The organism is Microbacterium sp. NPDC056234 (assembly GCF_042267585.1).
Taxonomy (GTDB): domain Bacteria; phylum Actinomycetota; class Actinomycetes; order Actinomycetales; family Microbacteriaceae; genus Microbacterium.
Genome location: NZ_JBHJTE010000001.1, coordinates 1,089,162 through 1,110,895 on the forward strand (window position 1 = coordinate 1,089,162; position 21,734 = coordinate 1,110,895).

General features: G+C 69.6%; 21 protein-coding genes. 4 read left to right on the forward strand and 17 right to left on the reverse strand.

Going from position 1 to position 21,734, the window contains the following annotated elements:
• Position 1 precedes the first annotated feature (1 nt).
• The 3 genes from ACFCYE_RS05155 to ACFCYE_RS05165 are packed head-to-tail and all read right to left on the reverse strand — an operon-like array spanning position 2 to position 2,446.
• On the reverse strand, positions 2-1,372 hold the full coding sequence (locus ACFCYE_RS05155; protein WP_376176876.1) for an MFS transporter: 1,371 nt from the start codon (positions 1,370-1,372) through the stop codon (positions 2-4).
• A gap of 47 nt (positions 1,373-1,419) precedes the next feature.
• Positions 1,420-1,545 carry a hypothetical protein gene (locus ACFCYE_RS05160; protein WP_376176878.1) on the reverse strand — a complete coding sequence of 42 codons (126 nt, stop codon included), beginning with the start codon at positions 1,543-1,545 and terminating at the stop codon, positions 1,420-1,422.
• 31 nt (positions 1,546-1,576) lie between these two features.
• Positions 1,577-2,446, reverse strand: a complete 870-nt coding sequence (locus ACFCYE_RS05165; RefSeq protein ID WP_376176880.1) for a hypothetical protein — start codon at positions 2,444-2,446, stop codon at positions 1,577-1,579.
• Positions 2,447-2,632: 186 nt separating this feature from the next.
• On the opposite strand from ACFCYE_RS05165, the gene ACFCYE_RS05170 reads away from it, so the two are divergent.
• Positions 2,633-3,034: a hypothetical protein gene (locus tag ACFCYE_RS05170; protein WP_376176882.1), complete on the forward strand. Its 402-nt coding sequence runs from the start codon at positions 2,633-2,635 to the stop codon at positions 3,032-3,034.
• A gap of 22 nt (positions 3,035-3,056) precedes the next feature.
• Here the strand turns inward: ACFCYE_RS05170 and ACFCYE_RS05175 are convergent, their stop codons facing one another.
• Entirely contained in the window at positions 3,057-3,404 is a 348-nt protein-coding gene (locus tag ACFCYE_RS05175; RefSeq protein ID WP_376176884.1) for a hypothetical protein, read from the reverse strand.
• A 104-nt stretch (positions 3,405-3,508) separates the two neighbouring features.
• Positions 3,509-4,399, reverse strand: coding sequence for a LysR substrate-binding domain-containing protein (locus tag ACFCYE_RS05180; RefSeq protein ID WP_376176886.1), 891 nt, complete (start codon positions 4,397-4,399; stop codon positions 3,509-3,511).
• Positions 4,400-4,490: 91 nt separating this feature from the next.
• On the opposite strand from ACFCYE_RS05180, the gene ACFCYE_RS05185 reads away from it, so the two are divergent.
• Complete coding sequence (locus ACFCYE_RS05185; RefSeq protein WP_376176888.1) at positions 4,491-7,931, forward strand: bifunctional proline dehydrogenase/L-glutamate gamma-semialdehyde dehydrogenase; 3,441 nt, start codon at positions 4,491-4,493, stop codon at positions 7,929-7,931.
• A gap of 285 nt (positions 7,932-8,216) precedes the next feature.
• On the forward strand, positions 8,217-8,702 hold the full coding sequence (locus tag ACFCYE_RS05190; protein WP_376176890.1) for an FBP domain-containing protein: 486 nt from the start codon (positions 8,217-8,219) through the stop codon (positions 8,700-8,702).
• A gap of 21 nt (positions 8,703-8,723) precedes the next feature.
• Here ACFCYE_RS05190 and ACFCYE_RS05195 read toward each other — a convergent pair whose 3' ends face one another.
• The 8 genes from ACFCYE_RS05195 to ACFCYE_RS05230 are packed head-to-tail and all read right to left on the reverse strand — an operon-like array spanning position 8,724 to position 14,933.
• Positions 8,724-9,062: a DUF202 domain-containing protein gene (locus tag ACFCYE_RS05195; protein ID WP_376176892.1), complete on the reverse strand. Its 339-nt coding sequence runs from the start codon at positions 9,060-9,062 to the stop codon at positions 8,724-8,726.
• Positions 9,059-9,421, reverse strand: coding sequence for a YidH family protein (locus tag ACFCYE_RS05200; protein ID WP_376176894.1), 363 nt, complete (start codon positions 9,419-9,421; stop codon positions 9,059-9,061). Before ACFCYE_RS05200 ends, ACFCYE_RS05195 begins: the two co-directional genes overlap by 4 nt.
• Before the next feature lie 39 nt (positions 9,422-9,460).
• Positions 9,461-10,300 carry a PaaX family transcriptional regulator C-terminal domain-containing protein gene (locus ACFCYE_RS05205; protein ID WP_376176896.1) on the reverse strand — a complete coding sequence of 280 codons (840 nt, stop codon included), beginning with the start codon at positions 10,298-10,300 and terminating at the stop codon, positions 9,461-9,463.
• On the reverse strand, positions 10,297-11,511 hold the full coding sequence (locus ACFCYE_RS05210; protein WP_376176898.1) for a kynureninase: 1,215 nt from the start codon (positions 11,509-11,511) through the stop codon (positions 10,297-10,299). Before ACFCYE_RS05210 ends, ACFCYE_RS05205 begins: the two co-directional genes overlap by 4 nt.
• Positions 11,508-12,383, reverse strand: a complete 876-nt coding sequence (locus ACFCYE_RS05215; RefSeq protein ID WP_376176900.1) for a hydrolase — start codon at positions 12,381-12,383, stop codon at positions 11,508-11,510. The genes ACFCYE_RS05210 and ACFCYE_RS05215 overlap by 4 nt, the downstream gene beginning before the upstream one ends.
• A gap of 1 nt (position 12,384) precedes the next feature.
• Positions 12,385-13,239 carry a tryptophan 2,3-dioxygenase gene (gene kynA, locus ACFCYE_RS05220; protein ID WP_376176902.1) on the reverse strand — a complete coding sequence of 285 codons (855 nt, stop codon included), beginning with the start codon at positions 13,237-13,239 and terminating at the stop codon, positions 12,385-12,387.
• Between the two features lie 60 nt (positions 13,240-13,299).
• Positions 13,300-14,358: an alpha/beta hydrolase gene (locus ACFCYE_RS05225; RefSeq protein ID WP_376176904.1), complete on the reverse strand. Its 1,059-nt coding sequence runs from the start codon at positions 14,356-14,358 to the stop codon at positions 13,300-13,302.
• Positions 14,359-14,408: 50 nt separating this feature from the next.
• Positions 14,409-14,933, reverse strand: coding sequence for a TetR/AcrR family transcriptional regulator (locus tag ACFCYE_RS05230; protein WP_376176906.1), 525 nt, complete (start codon positions 14,931-14,933; stop codon positions 14,409-14,411).
• 73 nt (positions 14,934-15,006) lie between these two features.
• On the opposite strand from ACFCYE_RS05230, the gene ACFCYE_RS05235 reads away from it, so the two are divergent.
• On the forward strand, positions 15,007-15,714 hold the full coding sequence (locus tag ACFCYE_RS05235; RefSeq protein WP_376176907.1) for an MBL fold metallo-hydrolase: 708 nt from the start codon (positions 15,007-15,009) through the stop codon (positions 15,712-15,714).
• A gap of 12 nt (positions 15,715-15,726) precedes the next feature.
• Here ACFCYE_RS05235 and ACFCYE_RS05240 read toward each other — a convergent pair whose 3' ends face one another.
• From ACFCYE_RS05240 to ACFCYE_RS05255, 4 genes are all read right to left on the reverse strand, one after another.
• Positions 15,727-16,278: a cysteine hydrolase family protein gene (locus tag ACFCYE_RS05240; protein ID WP_376176909.1), complete on the reverse strand. Its 552-nt coding sequence runs from the start codon at positions 16,276-16,278 to the stop codon at positions 15,727-15,729.
• Positions 16,275-17,726: a purine-cytosine permease family protein gene (locus tag ACFCYE_RS05245; RefSeq protein WP_376176911.1), complete on the reverse strand. Its 1,452-nt coding sequence runs from the start codon at positions 17,724-17,726 to the stop codon at positions 16,275-16,277. Before ACFCYE_RS05245 ends, ACFCYE_RS05240 begins: the two co-directional genes overlap by 4 nt.
• A gap of 76 nt (positions 17,727-17,802) precedes the next feature.
• Positions 17,803-20,337, reverse strand: a complete 2,535-nt coding sequence (locus tag ACFCYE_RS05250; RefSeq protein ID WP_376176913.1) for a collagen binding domain-containing protein — start codon at positions 20,335-20,337, stop codon at positions 17,803-17,805.
• Between the two features lie 96 nt (positions 20,338-20,433).
• Positions 20,434-21,723, reverse strand: coding sequence for a M18 family aminopeptidase (locus tag ACFCYE_RS05255; protein ID WP_376176914.1), 1,290 nt, complete (start codon positions 21,721-21,723; stop codon positions 20,434-20,436).
• Positions 21,724-21,734 lie beyond the last annotated feature (11 nt).

Here is a 21,734-nt window from a genome sequence, read left to right on the forward strand (position 1 = left end):
GTCAGTGGGCCACGGGCTCGGGTACGGGTCGGCGGATCCCGATCCACGACACCACGCCGCCGATCGCGAACAGGACGGCGGTGACCCACGCGGCGTTGTGGAATCCGTTCAGGTCGAGCGCTCCGCCGACGATGGTGGAGAGCATGGCCACCACGAGCAGCCCGGCGACGCGGGAGATCGCGTTGTTGATCGCGGAGGCTATCCCGCTGCGGCGCTCGTCGATGGCGCCGAGGATGGCGGCGGTGAGCGGCGCGACCGTGAGCGACAAGCCGATGCCGAGGACGATCATCGCCGGCAGGACCTGCCACCAGTAGTCGAAGTCGCCGGACACCGTCAGAAGCAGCAGTGCTCCGAAGGCCATGATCAGCGGCCCGACGGTCATGAAGATGCGTGGACCCCAGCGTCCGGCCCACGCGCCGGCGCGGGCGCTCAGCAGGATCATGAGGATGGTGATGGGCAGGCTCGCGAGGCCGGCCGCGGTTGCGCTGAGGCCGGCGCCCTGCTGCAGATACACCCCGATCACGAAGCCGTTCAGTGAGAGCGCCGCGTAGACGAACAGTGTCGCCAGGTTGCCCCAGCCGAAGTTGCGGATGCGGAACAGCGACAGCGGCATCATCGACTTCTCCGTGCGCTGGCGGAGCAGGAAACCGGCGAGGAACAGGATGCCGAGGACACCGGGGATCCAGATCGCCGGCGACGCCCATCCGAGGTTCGGCTGCTCGATGAGGGCGAACACGACGCCGGCGAGACCGCCGGCGCACAGCGCCCCGCTGAGCCAGTCCACGCGGATGTCTCGCGGATGCTCCGGCAGACGGAGGCGTGAGAGCAGGACGAGGGTGACGGCGATCGGGACGACGTTGATCAGGAAGACGAATCGCCATGACAGGAAGTCGACGAACAGCCCGCCCAGCAGTGGGCCGATCAGTTGAGCGGAGGTCGTGAACGCCGTCCATACGCCGATTCCGCGCGCTTGCAGTTCGCCGCGCATGGTCGCGGTGATGAGGGCGAGTGAGCTGGGAACCAGGAGAGCGCCGGCGGCACCCTGCGCTGCGCGGGCGACGATGAGCATGACCGGATCGAACGCGAGACCGACGGCGACCGATGAGATGCCGAAGGCGATGAGCCCGATGCGCATCACGAACACGCGGCCGTAGGCATCCGAGAGGGAGCCGGCCAGCAGGATCAGCGCACTCAGCGTGATGAGGTACGCGTCGACAGCCCACTGCTGCGTGGTGATGCCGCCGCCGAGCTCGTCGCTGATGGCGGGCAACGCGACCGTCACCACCGTGCCGTCGAGGAATGTCACGAACGAGGCGAGCACTGCGATGGAGATCACCAATCGCTGCGTGCCGGAGAGGGATGCCGTGGTCACAGGGCGAGACTACGCCCGCCGGGGGACACCGGGGCGATTCGGAAGGATCATCCGTCGTTCGCGAACCGACGCAGCAGCAGGTCGGATCCGGGGACGGGCTCGTCATGCACGCAGTGATAGCCGAGGTCGTATCCGGCCCGGATGATGTCGTCATGCGCCTCGGTCAGGAGCACCCGCGTCCGGCACGCCGGTCCGCCGCGGACTTCACCGCGGGCTCCTGCGCTCGGCCTTCCTGTGGAGCCGAGCGCGGATCTTCCGCAGCTCCGCGATCGTCGGGACCGTCGTGACATGCTTTCTGTCCGATCTGTCGTCAACGGGCTCACGAGGGTCGGTGATGAGCACCCATTCGTGCTCGAGGAACGCTCCGGCAGAGCCGAATCCCGGGATCGACCCGAGGTAGAGGCCACCGGCGCCCGGCGGCCCGAACAGTTCTTCCGAGGTGAAGGGTGCACGGCCCCGCAGCGATCCGTACTTCAGCGCGCCCTGGACATCGGGTTGCGAGAGCCACGCATCCAGCGCGCGGAAGACCCGAGTCGCCTTGTCTTCGCGAAGCCGATGATCGATGGCGATGAATGTCGGCCAGTAGCCGCCCTCGCCGTCATCGATCGTGTACGGCGACGGATGAATCGAGTGGGCGACCCCGTGCGCGTAGATCCACTCGGCATCCTTGCGAATGTCCGGTGCGACGACCCGGACACGGAAGACGAGCACGGCGATCGCACCGATCAGCCAGAGGATGACGGCCACCCAGACGATCCAGTAGCTCCAGGGGCCCGCTTGGACGCTCTCTCCGAAGACGTTGCCGCTCCACCCGATGCCCGTCGGATTCGTGATCGCCCCGTGGATCATCACTCCGAGGGCGGCGGCCGGCAGGCACACCCAGAAGATCGGCGCGTGATAGAGCTCTGTCGCGTCGAATCCGTTCGGATCCTCCCACCGTGCGACCTCGTCCGCCGACTCGGGGCGCGGCACTCTCTCCGGCCGTACGAAAGCCGGCCGGCGGGTCGTCGCGGCCTGCGCCCACCTGGTCGACGGATCGCCTGGCCACAGGGTCTGCGGGGTGTCGGAGTGCATCGTCGCTCCCTCGGTCGAGGTCTGAGCCACCAGAATGTCACCGGGGAAGGACTACCGATCACAGGCGGCCGAGGCATCCCTCGGATTCGCCATCGACTCGAGCCGCCTCCGGGGCTACTCTGGCGACAGGCGGGTCCCCTGCCCGCTTCTCACCGGCGAGAGCCGCAACGACGAGCGAGGTGCGAGATGGATTCGATGATGATGGGCGCCATGTCCGAGGACATGATGTCGATGCCTGGCATGCAGACGATGGACATGGCCGTCATGCAGGCCTGCATGGATGCCTGCGCCGCCTGCGAACAGGCCTGCACGGTGTGTTCGACGCAGCTGATGGACTGTGCGCCGGCCTGCATGAACTGCGCCGACATGTGCAACACGATGATGCGGTCCATGATGCGGATGCAGGGCATGACCATGGCCAGCATGATGGCGATGCTCGACGCCTGCATCGCGATGTGCCAGACGTGCATGGACGCCTGCATGGAGCACGCCGATCACAGCGAGGTCTGCAAGATGTGCGCTCAGTCGTGCCAGGCCTGCATGGACGCCTGCATGTCCATGAAGAACATGATGATGGCCGCGGCCTGACGGCCGCCGGCGGCCGGTCAGCTCAGGCGGTCGCGACGTTGAACTGCGTGCGCCCGATGGCCAGCACGTGATAGCGGCGATGCAGTGCCACCGGAGTGCCGACGCCCGCTTCGAGCGCGGCGCCGGAACCGTTCCACAGCACGTGAGCCGACCCGCCGAGGTCGCGCACGACGAGGTCGCCCGTCACGGCATCCGCTGATTCGACGATCGCGTCGATCCAGTCGCTCGGCGTCGCCGACGCCACGCGAGCCTGGATGAGGTGCAGCGCATGCCCCGGTGCGAAGGAGGAGCAGATGTCACCGTGGTCGCACATGCACGCTGCACGCTCACGCACCTGGAGGGGCGAGACGGCGGGCTGCGGGCTGGACACGATGATCTCCTGACGGTCGGGATGTTCCAGCAAGAGTAGGTCGGCGTTCCTGGCTGCGAAACCTGCCCCGACACGCGACGAAACATTCCCGACGCCAACCGCGCTCAGTGGGGGCGGTGGGCCTCGAGTGCCTCGGCCAGCGCGTCGCGCACGGCGATCACCCCTGCGCTGTCGCGCGACGACGCTCTGGTCGCCGCGAAGATCTCGCGCACCGGCGAGCCTGGCAGCTCGAGCAGTCGGACGCTGGCGTGATCACCGGTCCAGACGAGATCCGGCAGCATCGCGACGGCGTGGCCTGCGGCGACGAGCCGCGCGTGCGCCACGAGATCGGTCGCCTCGAATCGCACATCGGGCTCGAACCCCGCCGCCCGGCACTGCTGTACGGCCCACCGCCGGACGGCCGCGCCCTGCGGTTCGAGCACCCATGCCCGATCGCGCAGGTCTGCCAGCTCGACGGCGACATCTCCGCGCGGAACCGCCAACCGGATCGGGTCGCGCCCGAGCAGAGTTCGGTCGATCCCCTCGCTCACTGGTCGGGTGTGACCGGGGTACTGCTCGGCCACCACGAGGTCGAACGCCCGTGCCTGCAGTTCGAACAGGGCGACCTCCGGCGCCAGCTCCCGCATCTCGACGCGCAGCTCCGGCATCCGGGCCGCCAGCAGACTCAGTGCCGGTGGGACGAGGGCCTCTGCGGCGGTCGGCATCACGGCGATGCGCACGCGTGCCGGTGCGTTCTGCGAACTCGACAGCTCGGCGCGGGCGGTTTCGTCGAGCTCCAGCGCCCGCGCGGCGTGCGCGGCGAGCACGCGCCCCTGCGCGGTCAGCCGTACGCGCCGCCCGTCCGGTTCGAGGAGCGGGACTCCGGCCTCGCGTTCCAGCTGGGCGAGCTGCTGCGACACGGTCGATGCGCTGTATCCCAGCGATGCGGCCACCTCGGCGATCGTGCCGCGCAGCGCCAGCTCATGCAGCAGCCGCAGACGTCTCAGCTCGAACACGGCACCTCCGGGAAAACATCGATGGATACGAACAGTACCCATCGTAAACGTGCGCTATTCACGACCATTCGTCGAGGCGCACACTGAGACCATGACCTCCGCCGCGCCGTCGACCGAAGCATCCGTCTCCGACCTCGCAGACCTGGCCGACGACGCCGTCGCCCTGGTGAAGCGGTGGCTCGTCGAGAGCCGCGACGTGCCGGTGGATGCCGCGGGCGAGCGCCTCGCCGGCGTGCTGCGCGACGAGAACGGTCTGGACTTCACCGTCGGGTTCGTGGACGGCGTGGTCCGCCCCGAGGACACGAAGGTCGCCGCCCGCAAGCTCAAGGAGCTCGTGCCCCTGACTCCCGGGTTCCTCCCTGCGCCGATGCGCGCCGCCATCGGGCTCGGCGGCGCCACCTCGACGATGGTCCCCGGCATCGTCGTCCCCGCCGCGCGTGCCGTGCTGCGCCAGATGGTGCGCCACCTCATCGTCGACGCGCGCGACGAGAAGCTCGGCGCCGCGATCGCGCACATCCGCGAGACGCAGGGCGTGAAGCTCAACATCAACCTGCTCGGCGAGGCCATCCTCGGGCGCGACGAGGCATCCCGCCGTCTGGAGGGCACCCGTCGCCTGCTGCAGCGCGACGACGTCGACTACGTCTCGATCAAGGTGTCCTCGACGGTCGCGCCGCACAGCCCGTGGGCGTTCGACGAGGCCGTCGCGCACGCGGCCGAGGCGCTGCACCCGCTCTACGAGCTCGCGGTCGCCGGCGACACCTTCATCAACCTCGACATGGAGGAGTACAAGGACCTCGATCTGACGATCGCGGTGTTCACCGGCATCCTGGACCGGCCGGAGTTCCACGAACTCGAGGCCGGCATCGTGCTCCAGGCCTACCTCCCGGACGCCCTCGGCGCGATGATGCGGTTGCAGGAGTGGGCGTCCGCTCGCGTGGCGAAAGGCGGCGCACCGATCAAGGTGCGCGTGGTCAAGGGCGCGAACCTTCCGATGGAGACGGTGGATGCCGAGACGCACGGCTGGCCCCTCGCCACATGGTCGACCAAGCAGGAGTCGGATGCCTCGTACAAGGCGGTCCTCGAATACGCACTGCGCCCCGAGCACATCGGGAGCGTCCGTATCGGCGTCGCGGGCCACAACCTGTTCGACATCGCCCTGGCCTGGTTGCTCGCGCAGCGCCGCGGCGTCACCGACGGCATCGAGTTCGAGATGCTGCTGGGCATGGCCAGCGCGCAGGCGCAGGTCATCAAGCGCACCGTCGGTTCGCTGCTGCTGTACACGCCCGTCGTCCACCCGGACGAGTTCGACGTCGCGATCGCGTACCTGATCCGCCGACTGGAAGAGGGCGCATCGCAGGAGAACTTCATGTCTGCCGTCTTCGACCTCGACCAGGATCCCGCGCTGTTCGAGCGCGAGAAGCGGCGGTTCCTCGCCTCAGTCGCGTCGCTGCCGACGGGCGTCCCCGGCGCGAATCGCACGCAGAACCGCCAGCTTCCGGCGACTTCCGCGCCGACCGACGCGTTCGAGAACACTCCGGACACCGACCCGTCGCTCGCGGCGAATCGGGCGTGGGCCGACGGCATCCGCTCCCGGATGGCGCAGTCGACCCTGGGCGATGACACGGTCGCGGCGAACACCCTGTCGACGCCGGAGCAGGTCGCGGACCGCATCGCGGCTGCCGTCGCCGCAGGCGAGGCCTGGCGCGCGCTCGGAGCCGAGGGGCGCGCGGCGATCCTGCATCGCGCCGGCGAGGTGCTCGAGGCACGGCGGGCCGACCTGCTCGAGGTCATGGGATCCGAGGCGGGCAAGGTCATCGAGCAGGGCGACCCTGAGGTGTCGGAGGCGATCGACTTCGCGCACTACTACGCCGAGTCCGCGCGCGCGCTGGCCGACGTCGACGGTGCGGTCATGCAGCCGGTCGGGCTCACGGTCGTGACCCCGCCCTGGAACTTCCCCGTCGCGATCCCCGCCGGCTCCACGCTGTCGGCGCTCGCCACCGGGTCGCCCGTGATCATCAAGCCCGCCAGGCAGGCTCGCCGCTCCGGTGCAGTGATGGTCGAGGCGCTGTGGGAGGCCGGCGTCCCTCGTGAGGTGCTGCAGTACGTGCAGCTCGACGGCCGCGAACTCGGGCAGCAGCTCATCAGCGACCCGGCTGTCGGCCGCGTCATCCTCACCGGCGGGTTCGAGACGGCCGAGCTGTTCCGCGGGTTCCGCAAGGACCTGCCCCTGCTCGCGGAGACGAGCGGCAAGAACGCCATCATCGTCACGCCGTCCGCTGACCTCGATCTCGCGGCGAAGGATGTCGCGTACTCGGCGTTCGGCCACGCCGGTCAGAAGTGCTCGGCGGCTTCGCTCGTGGTGCTGGTCGGCTCGGCCGCGCGGTCGGAGCGGTTCCGCCGTCAGCTCGTCGACGCGGTGCGCGCCTACGACGTCGGATCTCCCGTGGACGGGTCGAACCGCATCGGTCCGCTGATCGGTCCGGCCGAGGGCAAGCTGCTCGAGGCGCTGACCACCCTGCACCCGGGGGAGTCCTGGCTGCTGAAGCCCGAGAAGCTGGATGACGCGGGGCAGCTCTGGCGCCCCGGCATCCGCGAGGGTGTGGTGCGCGGCAGCGAGTTCCACCGCGTCGAGTACTTCGGACCCGTGCTGGGCATCATGACGGCCGACAGCCTCGATGAGGCCATCGACGTCGTGAACGACATCGATTACGGCCTGACCAGCGGCATCCACTCGCTCGACGAGGACGAGATCCAGCAGTGGCTGGCGTCGATCGAGGCGGGCAATGCGTACGTCAACCGCGGAACGACGGGCGCCATCGTGCAGCGTCAGCCGTTCGGCGGCTGGAAGAAGGCCGCGGTCGGCGCGGGAACCAAGGCGGGTGGCCCCAATTACCTGGTCGGGCTGTCGGAGTGGACGGATGCCGCGGTGCACTCGGATACTTCGCTCGACGAGCTGGCATCGTCGGCCGTCTCCCTGGTCGACGGACCGGACGCCGAGTGGCTCCGCGGAGCTCTCGCCACAGACATCGACGCCTGGGCGTCCGAGTTCGGCATCGTCCGCGACGCGACGGGCCTCGTCACCGAGCAGAACGTGCTGCGCTACCAGGCGGTGCCGGTGACGCTGCGCTTCGAGGGATCGCGCGTGGTCGAGCTCCTGCGCGTCGCCGCCGCCGGTCGCCGGGCCGGATCCCGTGTGACGGCGAGCGTGGCGTCGCCGCTGCCGTCCGGCGTGATCACCTGGCTGGGCGCGCGCGACATCACCGTGGTCGTGGAGAACGCCGACCAGTGGGCGGCGAGGGCGCGGCGGCTCGCGGCATCCGACGGACGCGTCCGGTTGATCGGTGCAGAGGCGTCGACGACCGCCGAGGCCGTCGACGGTGCACCGAGCCTGGCGCTGTACGCGAACCCCGTGGTGGCGGCCGGCCGCGTCGAGCTGCTGACGTTCCTGCGCGAGCAGGCGGTGTCGATCACGGCGCACCGCTTCGGCACGCCGCGTCGCTACGACGTGCCGCAGCTGTCTCCGGTGCGTTGACACGCGGCAGGCGGGTGAGCGATCGCCCGACCCGAACGCTCACCGCGGTCCCAGCTGCGCGCACCCGGCGGGTGTAAACTCGCCGGGTGCTGTTCACGATGAGCGCCCTCGGGGCGCGGAAGGTGGCCGCAGGCGCGCTTCGCGCCGGCGGCAGAGGCTGACCATCAGCCGGTGGCGGAACTCCCGTCTCCGGTGACGCGTCGTACCCGGCATCCCTCTGAGCGGATGCCGTCACCTCATCCTTCCGAAGCCGCTGCGGCGGCCACCGTCCGAAAGCATTCACCCATGCGTCCCATCGACGAGCGCGAGATCCGCGCAGCCCTCATCAACGCCTCTCGCAAAGAGGCAGCCACCCTGACCATGCCGGCCGATTTCGCCGAACTCGACTTCGATCGACTCGACTACCTCGGCTGGGTCGACGCGAAGCACCCGCGTCGCGCCTGCATCGTGACCGAGGTCGACGGTGTGCTCACCGCCGCGCTGCTGCAGCGCGCCGAGCAACGGGTGCAGACGCGCGCGCAGTGCTCCTGGTGCGAGGACGTCACGCTGCGAAACGACGTCCAGTTCTATGCGGCCCGCCTGGCCGGACCGCGCGGTCGCAACGGCGACACGATCGGCACGCTCGCGTGCGCCGAGTTCGGCTGCTCCCGCAATGTGCGGATGCTGCCCCCACTGGCGTACGAGGGCTACGACCGCGAGACGGCACGCGAGCTGCGCATCCTGAAGCTGCAGGAGAACGTGGCGGCCTTCCTCCGCGAGATCCGCGGCTGACGCGCGCTCGGACTGGCGGCTTCAGGCCGGAACGCCCACGAGCAGCACGACCAGCGCGAGCAGACCCGCGGCGATGGTGAACACCACTACTACCGCGATCAGTCGTCCGTCCGGCATCCGATCCGGGTGCGGGACGGGCGACAGCGCGCGGTCCACGGCGCCGGCGCGCCGTGCCGAGGCGACCCAGAGCACAGCGGATGCCGCGACGCCGACGACCCCGGGGATGACCCACACGCCGGACCCGAGGATCAGCGGCAGCGCCCTGGCGGCGATCAGCGACACGACCGCGATCGACAGGGCGGTGCGGCGCCAGGCGAGCTGTGTCCGCTCCGGCTGAAGTCCAGGGTCGTACTGCGTCACAGCAGGGCCGCGACGAGCACCAGGATGCCCGCGACGGTCACAGCCACCGCGACGACGGGGGCGAGCACGGAGCCGGGCAGCGGGGCGTCCAGACGCATGGCGCGCTCACCGCGGATCCATCCCAGCCAGGCGAGCAGCGGTGTCGCGATCCCGGCGACGATGAGCACGAGCGACGCGGCCAGACGCAACTGCGGATGCAGGTCGAGCCCCAGCACCTCGAGTGCGACGCCGCCGGCGATCAGGCCCAGGGCGGTGCGGATCCAGGCCAGCAGTGTCCGCTCGTTCGCGAGCGTGAAGCGCGGGTCGGGCTCGTCGCCGTGGCGGTAGACGGCCGAGGGGAAACGACGCGGGGTCGACATGCGTCTCCGATCCGGTGGACGGCGGGGTCGAGCACCATCCTAGGGCCGCGACGTCTCGCTCACCGCGGTGACGTGCGCTCGCGCTCGCGCGATCAGGGCGGTGGAGAGCTCGGCGAAAACGGTGAAGCTGCGTTCGCCTGGCCAGTCCGACGGCAGCAGCGACGGCGGCAGTCCGGGGTCGAGGTAGGGCAGCGTCCGCCAGGCATCGATGAGCCGGACGTACGAGACGAACGCGTCGCGGTCGGTCACGGCATCCGGAAGCTCCGACACCGCCGTCTGGAACCGTTCGTGCTCGGCGCGCAGGGCTGTCAGATCCCACCAGCCCTGCACCGCGTCGGCGAGAGAGCCGGCGACCGATGGGGCATCCGCGCGGAACAGCACGGCGGCGTCACGGACGCCGATGTCGCGCAGCAGCTCCTCGGCCTCGTCCTCCAGATGGCCAGGCATGATCCACAGCGCGGGGGAGACGGCGCCGGCTCCGAGCCACTGCAGGCCGCGGCGCAGGCGATGGCGCAGCTCGCGGCGCGACTCCGGGATCGAGTACGACACGAGGCACCACGGCTCGCCCTCGGCCATGGTGCGGATGTCGAAGATCCGGCGGTCGCCCCGCTCGAGCATCCCCAGCGCCGCCGGGTTGAGACGGTAGCCTGCGGCATCGGCGCGCTCGGCCAGGAGCAGCCCGCGCTGCTTCAGCCGTGCGATGCCGGTGCGAGCACGGTCCGGCGGGATGCCGAGATCGCCGGCGAGACGCACGAGAACGGATGCCGAGATCCATCCGCCGAGCGGACGCAGGTACAGTCCGACGACGGTGCGCAGCAGGGATGCCCTGCTGCCCGGTCGTGCGTCGAAGTCGTCGAGGACGACGGCCTCGACGTTCATGCCCGCAGCGCGTCCCGCACGGCCAGGACGCCCGAGAGCGCTTCGACGTGCGAGGTGCTCAGTGGCGACAGTCCGAGGCGGATGCCGTCGGGGAACCGGAAATCGGGGATGACGCCCTGCGCCCACAGCTCCTGCGTGACCCGCTGGAAGTCCGGATGCCCGATCGTCACGTGGCTTCCGCGCACGGAGGCATCACGCGGGCTCAGCAGCCGCACGCCGAGCGGCGCCAGTTCCTGGTCGTACGCCTGCACGACGAGATCGGTGAGCGAGATCGACTTGGCCCGGATCGCGTCGATCCCGGCATCCTCGATGTGATCCAGCATTCCCTGCATCGCGAGCATCGAGATCACCGGCGGCGTGCCGCTGAGCAACTGGCGGATGTCGGGGGACGGCACGTACTCGCGCCCCATGGCGAAGATGTCGGCCGCGCTCCACCAGCCCTGGATCGGCTGGCGCAGAATCCCCTGCAGTCCGCTGCGCAGGTACGCGAACGCGGGGGAGCCCGGCCCGCCGTTGAGGTACTTGTAGGTGCATCCGACGGCGAGGTCCACGCCCCACGCATCAAGGTGCGTCGGGATGACGCCGACGGAATGGCAGAGATCCCACATCATCAGGGCGCCCGACTCGTGCACCCGCGCGGTGATCGCCGGCATGTCGGCGACGGCGCCGGAGCGGTAGTCGACGTGGCTGAGGCAGACCAGTGCGGTGCGGTCCGAGACGACGTCGGCGAGGTCGTCGAGCGTGACGCCCGTGACCGGATCCGGCTCGAGCCAGCGCAGGGTCAACCCGCTCTCGGCGGCGACGCCCTCCGCGAGGAAGCGGTCGGTCGGGAAGTTGCCGGCTTCGATCACGAGCTCGGTCCTGCTGCGGTCGTGGCCGGCGGCAGCGCGCATGAGCTTGTAGATGAGCACGCTGGTCGAATCCGCGACGACCGTCTGCCCTGCCGCCGCTCCCAGCGTGACGCGGCCGATCCGGTCCCCGAGCTGCATGGGCAGGTCCATCCACTGCTCGTCCCATGAGCGGATCAGGCGCGTCCCCCAGTCGTGCTGCACGAACGCGGCGATGCGATCCGCGGTCTCGGCCAGCGGACGCCCGAGAGAGTTGCCGTCGAGATAGGCGGAGACGCTCGGCGCCTCGGCGAACGCATCGAGGTGGCGCGCCAGCGGGTCGGCGGCGTCGAGGTCGCGCGCGTGGGCGAGCAGATCGGTCATGACGGATCCTCCAGGTCGGCGGGGGTGAGTGGACGGGCGAGCAGCGGGTCGATGGGGTCGTCCGGGTCGCCGGGAGCGAAGAGCAGTCGAGACTCCGGGTCGTCGACGTCCTGCGGGGCGAGCGCGCGAAGCAGATCCTCTCCGTCGATGCCGGCCGCGCGGAGGGCGGCGATCTCGCGCGGGTCGAGGTCGACGGGTGTCGGGCCGTTGCCCATGTCCGTGCCGTAGAGCACCTGGCCGCTGGCCGCGTGAAAGCGTCGGACGTTGTCGACCGCGATGTCGTACGTCGATCCCTCGTGGATCGCCAGAGTGGAGATCCACATCGCCGAGGTGGCCTGCGCGGCGATCTCGGCATCGGTCAGGCGCTCGGTGAACGGGGCATGTGCGAGCACCTGAGCGCCGAGGCGGGCGACACGCTGCGCCTCGCCGGGGCCTTCCGCGTGGGCGACGACCGGCAGGTCGTTCGCAGTTGCGACCTCGACGATCGCGCGGAACAGGGCATCGGAGAAGACGGGCCCCGCGGTGCTGTTGCTTGTGACCTTGATGACGGCTGCCCCGGCGGCTGTCATCGCGGCGACGGCGGTCGCCGCGGCATCCGCGTCGGCGATCTCGAGCACCGAGCCATCCGGGGCCCACGCGCGGTCGGAGGGATACCCGCCCGGCGGCGTGAGGAAGGCGCCCGCGAACCGAATCCCGACCCCGGGACTCGCCGTCGCCAGCGCGGCCAGTGCCGCCGGATCGCCGCCGAGGTCGACCACGCGGCCGAGCACCGACCCGCTCAGGCGGGAGGCATCGACCAGTTGCAGATGCACGTGGTGGTCGGTGAATCCACCGCAGATCACACCGTCGGCGACGCGCCTGAACGTCGGCATCTCAGCCGCCGATCTCCGTGCGGACGGTGTACAGCTCGGGGAAGAACGTCAGCTCGAGTGCGCGCTGCAGGAACGCGGCGCCGCTGGATCCGCCGGTTCCGTGCTTCATGCCGATCGTGCGCGTCACGGTCTTCAGGTGCCGGAAGCGCCAGAACTGGAAGTTGTCCTCGAGGTCGACGAGGTCCTCGCAGGCCTCGTAGAGGTCCCAGTGCGTCTGCGGATCCTGGTAGATCTCGCGGATGGCCGGCACGAGCTCCGCGTGCGGACGATACGGCTCGCGGACGTCGCGATCGAGGATCTCGGCCGGCACCGGGAGCCCCCGTCGGGCGGCGAAGCGCAGGAATTCGTCGTAGAGCGTGGGGCGCTCGAACTCCGCCGTGAGAAGGGCGAGGTTCTCAGGGTGTTCGCTGAACACCGACAGCATCCGCTCGTTCTTGTTGCCGAGGGCGAACTCGACCGCGCGGTACTGCACCGACTGGAACCCGGACGAGTTGCCGAGCGCGCCGCGGAACTGGGCGTACTCGGTCGGCGTGAGCGTCGCCAGCACCGACCACTGCTGCGTCATGACGTCCTGGATGCGCTTGACGCGCGCGATGCGTTTGAGGGCCTCGCGCAGGTCGTCGCTCGCCAGCAGATCGCGAGCGCTGGTGAGTTCGTGGAGCAGGAGCTTCAGCCACAGCTCGGTGGTCTGGTGCTGGATGATGAAGAGCATCTCGTCGTGATGCTCCGGCCGGCTGACCGGATGCTGGGCCGACAGCAGCCGGTCCAGTTCCAGGTACGACCCGTACGTCATGCGATCACGGAGATCGGTGACGATGCCGTCTTCCAGGGCGCGTTCGTTCTGTTCGGAGCTCACGTCCGAACAATATCACTATCGTGACGATCGTCACAGGGGTGACATGTTTCCTGTCCGGGGTCAGCGGGTCGTGTGCGCGTCCAGGAAGTCGATCGTCTTCTGCAGCGCGGTCTGCGCGTCCGGCATGTCCAGGTGGAACTGATACTCGTGCGGCAGCGCCGGCGTGTGAGCGGCCGGCCAGAACTGGGTGGTGACGTCGACGCCCAGTTCGGTCAGGCGGTCCGCCATCGGGATCGACTGCAACCAGGTGAGTCCGTCGCCATTGCCGCCGGAGATGTACGTGGTGGGGAAGTCGGCGGTCACCCAGTTCACGGTCGACATGGTCGCGCCAGAGGAGTCCTCGGCCCAGGTCTTGGTGCCGGCGTACGCCCACATCGAGGACTTCAGCCCCCACCCGACGATGCCGTCCAGTGCGGCGAGAGCAGCCAGGTCGTACACGCCGCAGTTCAGCACCGTGGCGATGACCTGAGCGGGCTGCAGGGCGGGTTCGACCGACATGATCTCCGCATAGTCCTGGCTCGTCATGATGGTGGCCATCTGGCTGGCGAGCTGCGCACCGGCGGAGTCGCCGGCCAGCACGATCTGCGACGCGTCGACGTTCAACTCGTCCGCGTGCTCGTCGATGTAGGCGAGCGCCTCGTTGAGCTGGTGCACGGCGGTGGGATAGGCGGCCTCCGGTCCCAGCGTGTAGTTCACCGCGATGGTCGTATACCCCTCGGCGGCGAGGATCCGCATGTACGGATCGACGTTCTCCTTCGAGCCGGAGACCCATGCTCCACCGTGGACCCACACGATGGTCGGGAGGGGCCCGTCGGCGGATGCCGGGGTGAACACGTCCATGGTCGTGTCGACGCCGTCGTCCGCGTATGCGACATCCGGAGTCTCGGTGAGGGCCGTATCGGGGACGTGGCCTGCCATCTCCTCGGCGGTGGCCTCACCGCCCTGGGTGAACACGGCGCGGATCGCCATGGCGCTGGGCCACGGCGTGAGCGACGACACGGCCATGACGACGAGCACCACGGCGATCAGGATGCCGAGGGTGATCTTCGTCTTCCGCCAACGTCGTCGCGGCTTCGCGGTCTCGGGTTCGGTCGTCTCGGCATCCGGCGGCGTGGTCATGGAACCTCCCTGCGCTCAGTGTGGCAGGTGGTGGATGCACCCCGCTCGCCTCACGTGCGCAGTCCGGCGATGATCCGCGCCAGGCCGTAGTCGAATGCCCGGTCGACGTCGCCGCCGAGACGGAAGGCGCCGGAGAGCTCCATCTGCAGGAATCCGGTCGCCCAGGCGGTGAACAGGCGTGCAGCGTCCAGGGCGGCTTCCTCGCCGACGAGTGCGGCCGCGGCACGGATGACGGGGGCCGCGGCCCGATCCAGCGACGGCAGCGGTGCCGCCGACGTGAACATCAGCCGGAACCCCTCCGGGTTGTCCTGCGCGTAGCCGCGGTAGGCGGCGGCGAGCTCCGCGAGGTCGTCGTCCGCCGACGCCAGACGCGCGGCGAGATCATCGATGACAGCCTCCGTGACCGCGGCGAGCAGTGCGTCGCGATCCTTGACCCGCTTGTACAGCGACGGGGCGCGCACGCCGACGCGTGTCGCGACCGCCTGCATGGTGAGTCCCGTCGGGCCGGAGAGCTCGAGGATCTCTCGTCCCGCGGTGACGATCGCTCGGTATGAGGTGCGTTCGGGTGTCGGCATGCGATTCTCCAAAGCTATTGACATTAGCCATGATAGCTAATTATCGTAGCCATGTCATCGGAAAGGACCGCACATGAAGATCGCGCCGCACCTGCACCGTCTCGGCAACGACATCGTCGCCTCGTACCTCATCGACCTGCCCGAGGGGATCACGCTCGTCGATGCGGGGCTGCCGGGGCACTGGAACGACCTGCAGGACGAACTCGCGCTCATCGGCCGGTCGCTCTCGGACATCCGCGGACTCATCCTCACCCACGGAGACAGCGACCACATCGGGTTCGCTGAGCGGCTCCGCAGGGAGACCGGCGTGCCGATCCACGTCCACGCCGCGGATGCGCATCGTGCACGCACCGGCGAGAAGCCCAAGACCCCGATGGGCCCGGCCCGGCTCTGGCCGACCCTCGGCTTCTTCGCGTACGGGGTGCGCAAGAAGGGGATGCGCACGGATCACGTGCAGGCCGTCATCGAGGTGGCGGATGGAGATGTCCTGGACCTCCCCGGTGCCCCCGTCATCATCGGGATGCCTGGGCACTCGCCCGGCAGCATCGCCGTCCTCATCCCCGCTGCGGATGCCGTGTGCGTCGGCGACGCGCTGACCACGCGCCATGTGCTGACGGGACGCGAAGGCGCCCAACCGGCGCCGTTCACGGATGAACCGGCCGTGGCGGATGGATCGCTCGACCGGCTCACCGAGATCCCGGCGTCCTGGGTGCTGCCAGGGCACGGCGCACCGTGGCACGGGCGCCCGATCGACCTCGTCGCCGAGGTGCGAACGGCCTGATCCGGTGGAGCCTCAGAGTCCGGCGAGCACAGCCGCGGTATCGCTCAGCGCGATCTGCGGCGGATACAGTCCCATGACGTGCAGCGCCGCGTCATGGTTCTCGGCCGTCGACCCGGCGCACGCATCGGCGGCGATCGTCACATGCGCTCCGGCATCCGCGGCCGCCAACGCCGTCGAGATGACGCAGCAGTCCGTCGACACCCCGGCCAGCACCACCCGGGCGCCGCGCCCGACGATCTCCTCGAGCGCAGGCCCCCACTTTCCGAACGTGGGCAGGTCCAGACTCGGATGCGGCGAGAGCTCCGCGGCCTCGGGCACCAGGTCGAACAGCGGGTCGGTCGGCGACTGGTCGGCGAACGGCCAGGCCTCGAAGTACGCGCCCCACGAGGTGGTGCGGTCGGCCGTCGGCATCCACCGCGTCACGATCACGCGCTCGCCGAAGGCTTCCGCGAGCTCGCGGATCCGTGCTATCGCCTGGCCGAAGAACGGCGATCCCCACGCCGAGTTCGGCGACGCGAAGATCGTCTGCGGGTCGATCACGACCAACCAGTCCATGTCGGTCATCGCTGCTCCTGCCGCCGGATCTTCCCCGCACGGGCGAACCAGGTGACCAGGAACGACAGCACCAGCGCGAAGAAGACGCCGAGGTTCGCGTACGCCCATTCGCCGTCCCTGCCGCCGATGAGGAACAGCAGGTAGCCCTGCCAGTTGTTCCACGGTGCGGCCTCGGCGAAGTTGTTCACGACCAGGCCCCAGCCGATCAGGCTCGTCGCGATCATGGTGCCGATCGAGGTCCAGTCCCAGGCACCGTAGCGTCCTGAGCTGTCGAACAGGGCGGCCTCGTCGTAGTCCTTCTTGCGTCGCAGGATGTCGGCGATGAGGATGCCTGCCCACGAGGCGAGCGGCACGCCGAGCGTGATGAGGAAGCTCTGGAACGGCCCGAGGAAGTCCGTCGCGAAGAACACCACGATGACGGTTCCGATCGTGAGGATCACGCCGTCGATCGCCGCCGCCGATGGGCGGGGAATGCGGATGCCGAGGCTGAGAAGCGTGAGCCCGGAGGAGTAGATCCCCAGCACCGCGCCCGAGACGAGCGCGAGGACCGCGGTGAGAAGGAACGGCACGAGCACCCAGGTCGGCAGGATGGTCGCCAGGGCGCCGATCGGGTCGGCGGCGATCGCGGCGCTCAACTCGGCATCCGAACCGGCGAGCAGGATGCCGAAGACCACCAGGATGACCGGTGCCACCGAGCCTCCGATCGTGTTCCAGGCGACGATCGCACCGTCAGAGGCCGTGCGCTTCTGATATCGCGACCAGTCGGCGGCGATGTTGATCCAGCCGAGTCCGAAGCCGGTCATGACCATGACGAGCGCTCCGGTGACCTGTCCGACGTTGCCGGCCGGCAGCGCCATCACTGCCGCGAGATCGATGCTCGATGAGGCGAGGATGATGTACAGGACCGTCACGACGCCGGTGATCCAGGTGAGCACCGACTGCATCCGCATGATCGTGTGATATCCCAGGACGGATGCCGCGACGATGAGCGCAGCGACGATCAGGGTGGCGACGATCTTCAACCACAGGCTGTCGCCGTCGCCGCCGAGCTGCGTGATGATGGTCGCGGTGGCGAGCACGGCCATGATCGCCAGGAACGTCTCCCAGCCGATCGAGGTCAGCCAGCTCACGATCCCGGGGATCTTCTGCCCCTGCACTCCGAAAGCAGCGCGGGAGAGCACCATGGTCGGCGCCGAGCCGCGCTTGCCGGCGATCGCGATCAGCCCGCACAGCAGGAACGACACCACGATGCCGATGATCGACACCAGCGTCGCCTGCCAGAACGAGATGCCGAAGCCGAGCACGAACGACCCGTAGGACATGCCGAACACCGACACATTGGCCGCGAACCACGGCCAGAACAGGTCGCGGGGTCTCGCGGTGCGATCGGACTCGGGGATGATCTCGATGCCGGCGCGCTCGATCAGTGCCGGTGCCGCGGCGATCTTCTCGGACATGACTGCCTCCCGACGGCGGCTGCTGCGTCGAGCCGCCCGCTGGGATTCATCATGGCACCGCGCGGCGCCAGCCGGATCAGCCGTGCTCGGCGCGCCCCCGGCGGATCGACAGGACGGCGCCGACGCCGATCGCCGCGACGCCGAGGCCGACCAATGCGATCGGGAACGGTGCACCGGTGGTGGCGAGGTCGTCCGGGTCGGTCGCGTCGGTTCCGCCTGTGCTGCCTGCACCACCCGAGCCGCCGCCGGACGTGCCGGCGTCGATCGGATCGGTGGCTGTTGCGGTGGCGTCTGCGCCGGCGCCGACGGCGCCACCGACGGCATCCGCATCGGACCCGGTCGCGTCGGCGTCCGCCGCCGCGACCGCGTCTGCGGCAGCTGCGACATCGGGGTCTGCCGCCGGATCTGCGCCCGCATCGGCGGCTGCGCCGGCATCGGCTGTCACGTCGGCATCGGCTGTCACATCGGCGGCCGCAGCAGTGTCTGTCTCCGCGGTCGCGTCGGCGTCGATCCCTGCGTCCGCGTCGACTGCGGCGTCGGCGTCGACTGCGGCGTCGGCGTCGACTCCCGCATCGGCGTCGACTCCCGCCTCTGCATCAATCCCCGCGTCCGCGTCGACTCCTGCGTCGGCGTCGATCCCTGCGTCCGCGTCGACTGCGGCGTCGGCGTCGACTCCTGCGTCCGCGTCGGCTTCTGCGTCCGCGTCGACTTCTGCGTCCGCGTCGGCTTCTGCGTCCGCGTCGACTTCTGCGTCCGCGTCGACTCCTGCGTCCGTGTCGGCATCCGGGTCGCCCGGATCGACCGCGACGAGTGTGAAGTTCTGCTCGACGTAGACTTCGCCCGCGTCGGTCACCGTGACGGTGATCGTCGGGGCGCCCTCGATCTCGTATCCGTCCGGAGCGAGGACCTCGATCGTGTGTCGGCCGTTGCGCAGATCGGTCACGCCGTACGTTCCATCCCCGGCGGTCGTGACGGAGGAGGATTCACCGACCGATGTGACGTTCAGAGTCACGCCGGGGACGGGAGCGCCGGTCTCGTCGAGGACGGTCCCGATGACGGTGCCGTACCGCCCGAGCGCGAAGTCCGCGTTCGTGACGTCCTCGTCCACCGGGTGCGTGCGCGACGACGTGTAGATGTACGTTCCGGCGGGGATGTCCTCCTGTCCGACGGACACGGTGTACTCGCCGACCGGCAGCCCCGGGAAGGAGTACTCGCCATTCGCGTTCGTGACGGTGGTGAGTGGACCGCTCGGCCCCTCGAGCTGCAGGGTGACGCCCGCGACGCCGTCGCCGGCGATCGTCACGCGTCCGGACAGCGAAGGGTTCTCGGTCAGCACCGCGTCGATGTTCTCGATCGGGGTGTCGTCGCCCACGTCGATCGTGAAGGCGGGCGGCGGGGTCAGCACGGTGTATCCGGCCGGTGGCGTCACCTGCGGCTGCCACGTGCCGACCGGTACCTCATCGAACAGGTAGGTGCCGTCCAGCCCTGTCGTGGCCGTGAGATCGCCCTCGTCGGTGGGAATCGTGATGGTGGCGCCGGCCACCGGATCGCCTGCCTCGTCCCGCACGGTGCCGGAGACCGCCACCGGGATGATGTCACGCACGGAGAGGTCGACGACGGCATCCGTGCTGCGCAGGTCGGCCGAGCCGGATCCGATGACTGCGATCTGGCCGATCGGTGGCGTCACGGTGACGGTGTAGCCGTCCGCGGCGATCTGGCCGGGGAACGCGTAGAACCCACCGGCGCCCGATGTCGTCGTCGCGAGGATCTCGCCGTTCGCGTCGATCAGCGTGACGGTTGCGTCTTCGACCCCGGCGCCGGCACCCGTGTCGGTGACTGTGCCGGTGATGTCACGGGCGAGAATCGAGAACCAGGTCTGATAGACGGGGAGGCCTGAGCGGCGGGTGAACTCGATGGTCAGCGACGAGAGTGCGACCGTCGGTTCGAACCAGGCTGCAGAGCCGGACGTGTCGAGTGCTTGCTCGTTGCCCGTGAGCGTGAGGGCGTCGGCATCCCACTCCGGGATGTCGTCCGCGGCGCCCGTGCAGGAGGGCTTTCCGGCGACGCCCGGCGCGCAGTAGTTGAACCCGCCCTGGAACCCGAGATCGGGGGCGGTCGCACGGGCACCGGTGGCCGTGACGGCGGAGATTCGGACGGCGTCGGCGTCGATGTCGCCGAGCGTGAAGGCCCAGCCGGACGTCGGCGTGGGGCGGTCGAACGAATAGGTCGTCGTCGACGGCGAGGACGCGTTGTCGGCCTTCGGGCGGAGGTTCAGGTATGGGCTGTTCCGGCTGGAACCGTACTTCGCGCCGACCGGCGTGCCCTCGGACAACCACGTCGACGCCCCCGAGATCACGCCCACCGAGCCGGCGCGGGAGTCGCTGGTGACCGTCGCAGTCAGCGCCGGCCGGTCGACGAACGAGATCGCCGTGGTGTAGTCGTTCGCGGTGCCGGTCAGCTCGGCCCAGCTCGCCCACGTCACCGTCGATGCAGCGGATGCCGAGAGTGCACCGCCCGTCGCTGGAGCGACGAGCATCACTGTCGCCAGAAGGGCGAGCACAGCGTTTCGGCCCCGTCTGCGCTCGAATCGGACGTTACTGGTGCGCGACATAGGTGTTCTCCCGATCGAGGACGGAGGGCACCTCAATGTAGCGACTGCGCACTCTTTCCGATATACCGGAAGGTGAATTCGATCTGACCAGCCGTTTCAGGCCGAGAAGAACGCCCCCGCGACGCGGGCGAGGTCGTGCAGATCGCTGACGCCGGCGAGCTCGCGTGCGGAGTGCATCGACAGGATCGGGATGCCCACGTCGACGGTGCGGATGCCGAGGCGCGTCGCGGTGATCGGTCCGATCGTCGAACCGCACGGGACGCCGTTGTTCGAGACGAATTCCTGAGAGGCGATGCCCGCCGTCTCGCACCAGGCGGCCCAGGCGGCGGCGCCAACGGCATCCGTGGCGTAGCGCTGGTTGGCGTTGACCTTCAGGATCGGGCCGGAGCCGAGCAGCGGCTGCACCACAGGGTCGTGCTTGTGCGCGTAGTTGGGGTGCACCGAATGGCCGACATCGCTGGACAGGCACCAGGATGCCGCGAACGCACGACGCTGCTCGGAGGCATCGGCACCGAGGCCGGCGTAGACGCGCACCAGAACGTCTTCGAGGAAGGGTCCTGCGGCACCGGAGCGCGACGCAGAGCCGAGCTCCTCGTGGTCGAAGGCGGCCAGCACCGGGATCGCACCGCCCGCGAGCGAGGACGACGCGAGGGCGCCGAGCGCTACGACACCCGCGTGCACGGAGGCGAGGTCGTCCAATCGGCCGGAGGCGAAGAACGCGTCGTCCTTGCCGAAGACCGCGCCGCGCGCGGAGTCCGCCACGACGGCGTCGAAGCCGCGGATGTCTGCGGCATCCACGCCGACGGATGCCGCGAGCTCGCCGAGCAGATCCTCTTCCGACGGCTCCCCGAGGCCCCACACCGGCTGGGTCTGGAGCTGCTTGTCCAGCGCCAGGCCGCTGTTGGCCTCGCGATCCAGGTGGATGGCGAGCTGGGGGAGGCGCAGCAGAGCCCCCGTATCGGCGAGCACGACCCGGCCGTCGGCGAGGGCGAGGCGCCCGGCCAGCCGCAGCTCACGGTCGAGCCAGGAGTTCAGCAGCGGGCCGCCGTAGACCTCGACTCCGGCCTGCAGCCACCCGCGCGCGCCGGTGGTGGGCTTGGGCTTGAGCTTGAAGCCGGGTGAGTCCGTGTGCGCACCGAAGATGTGAGACGCGGTGGTGGCGGAGGCATCCGCGGGGACGGCCCAGGCGATCGCGGCTCCGTCGCGGACCACGACGAACCGCCCACCGGCTTGCGCCGGCCAGGCCTGTTCCTCGTCCAAACGGACGAAACCGACCTCTTCGAGCCGGCGCGCGACCTCTTCGGCGGCGTGATAGCTCGACGGCGACGCGGCGACGAAGTCGGCGAGGTCTTCGGCATGGGCGAGAGCGGTGGGGGAGACGGGCATGCGGGACCTTC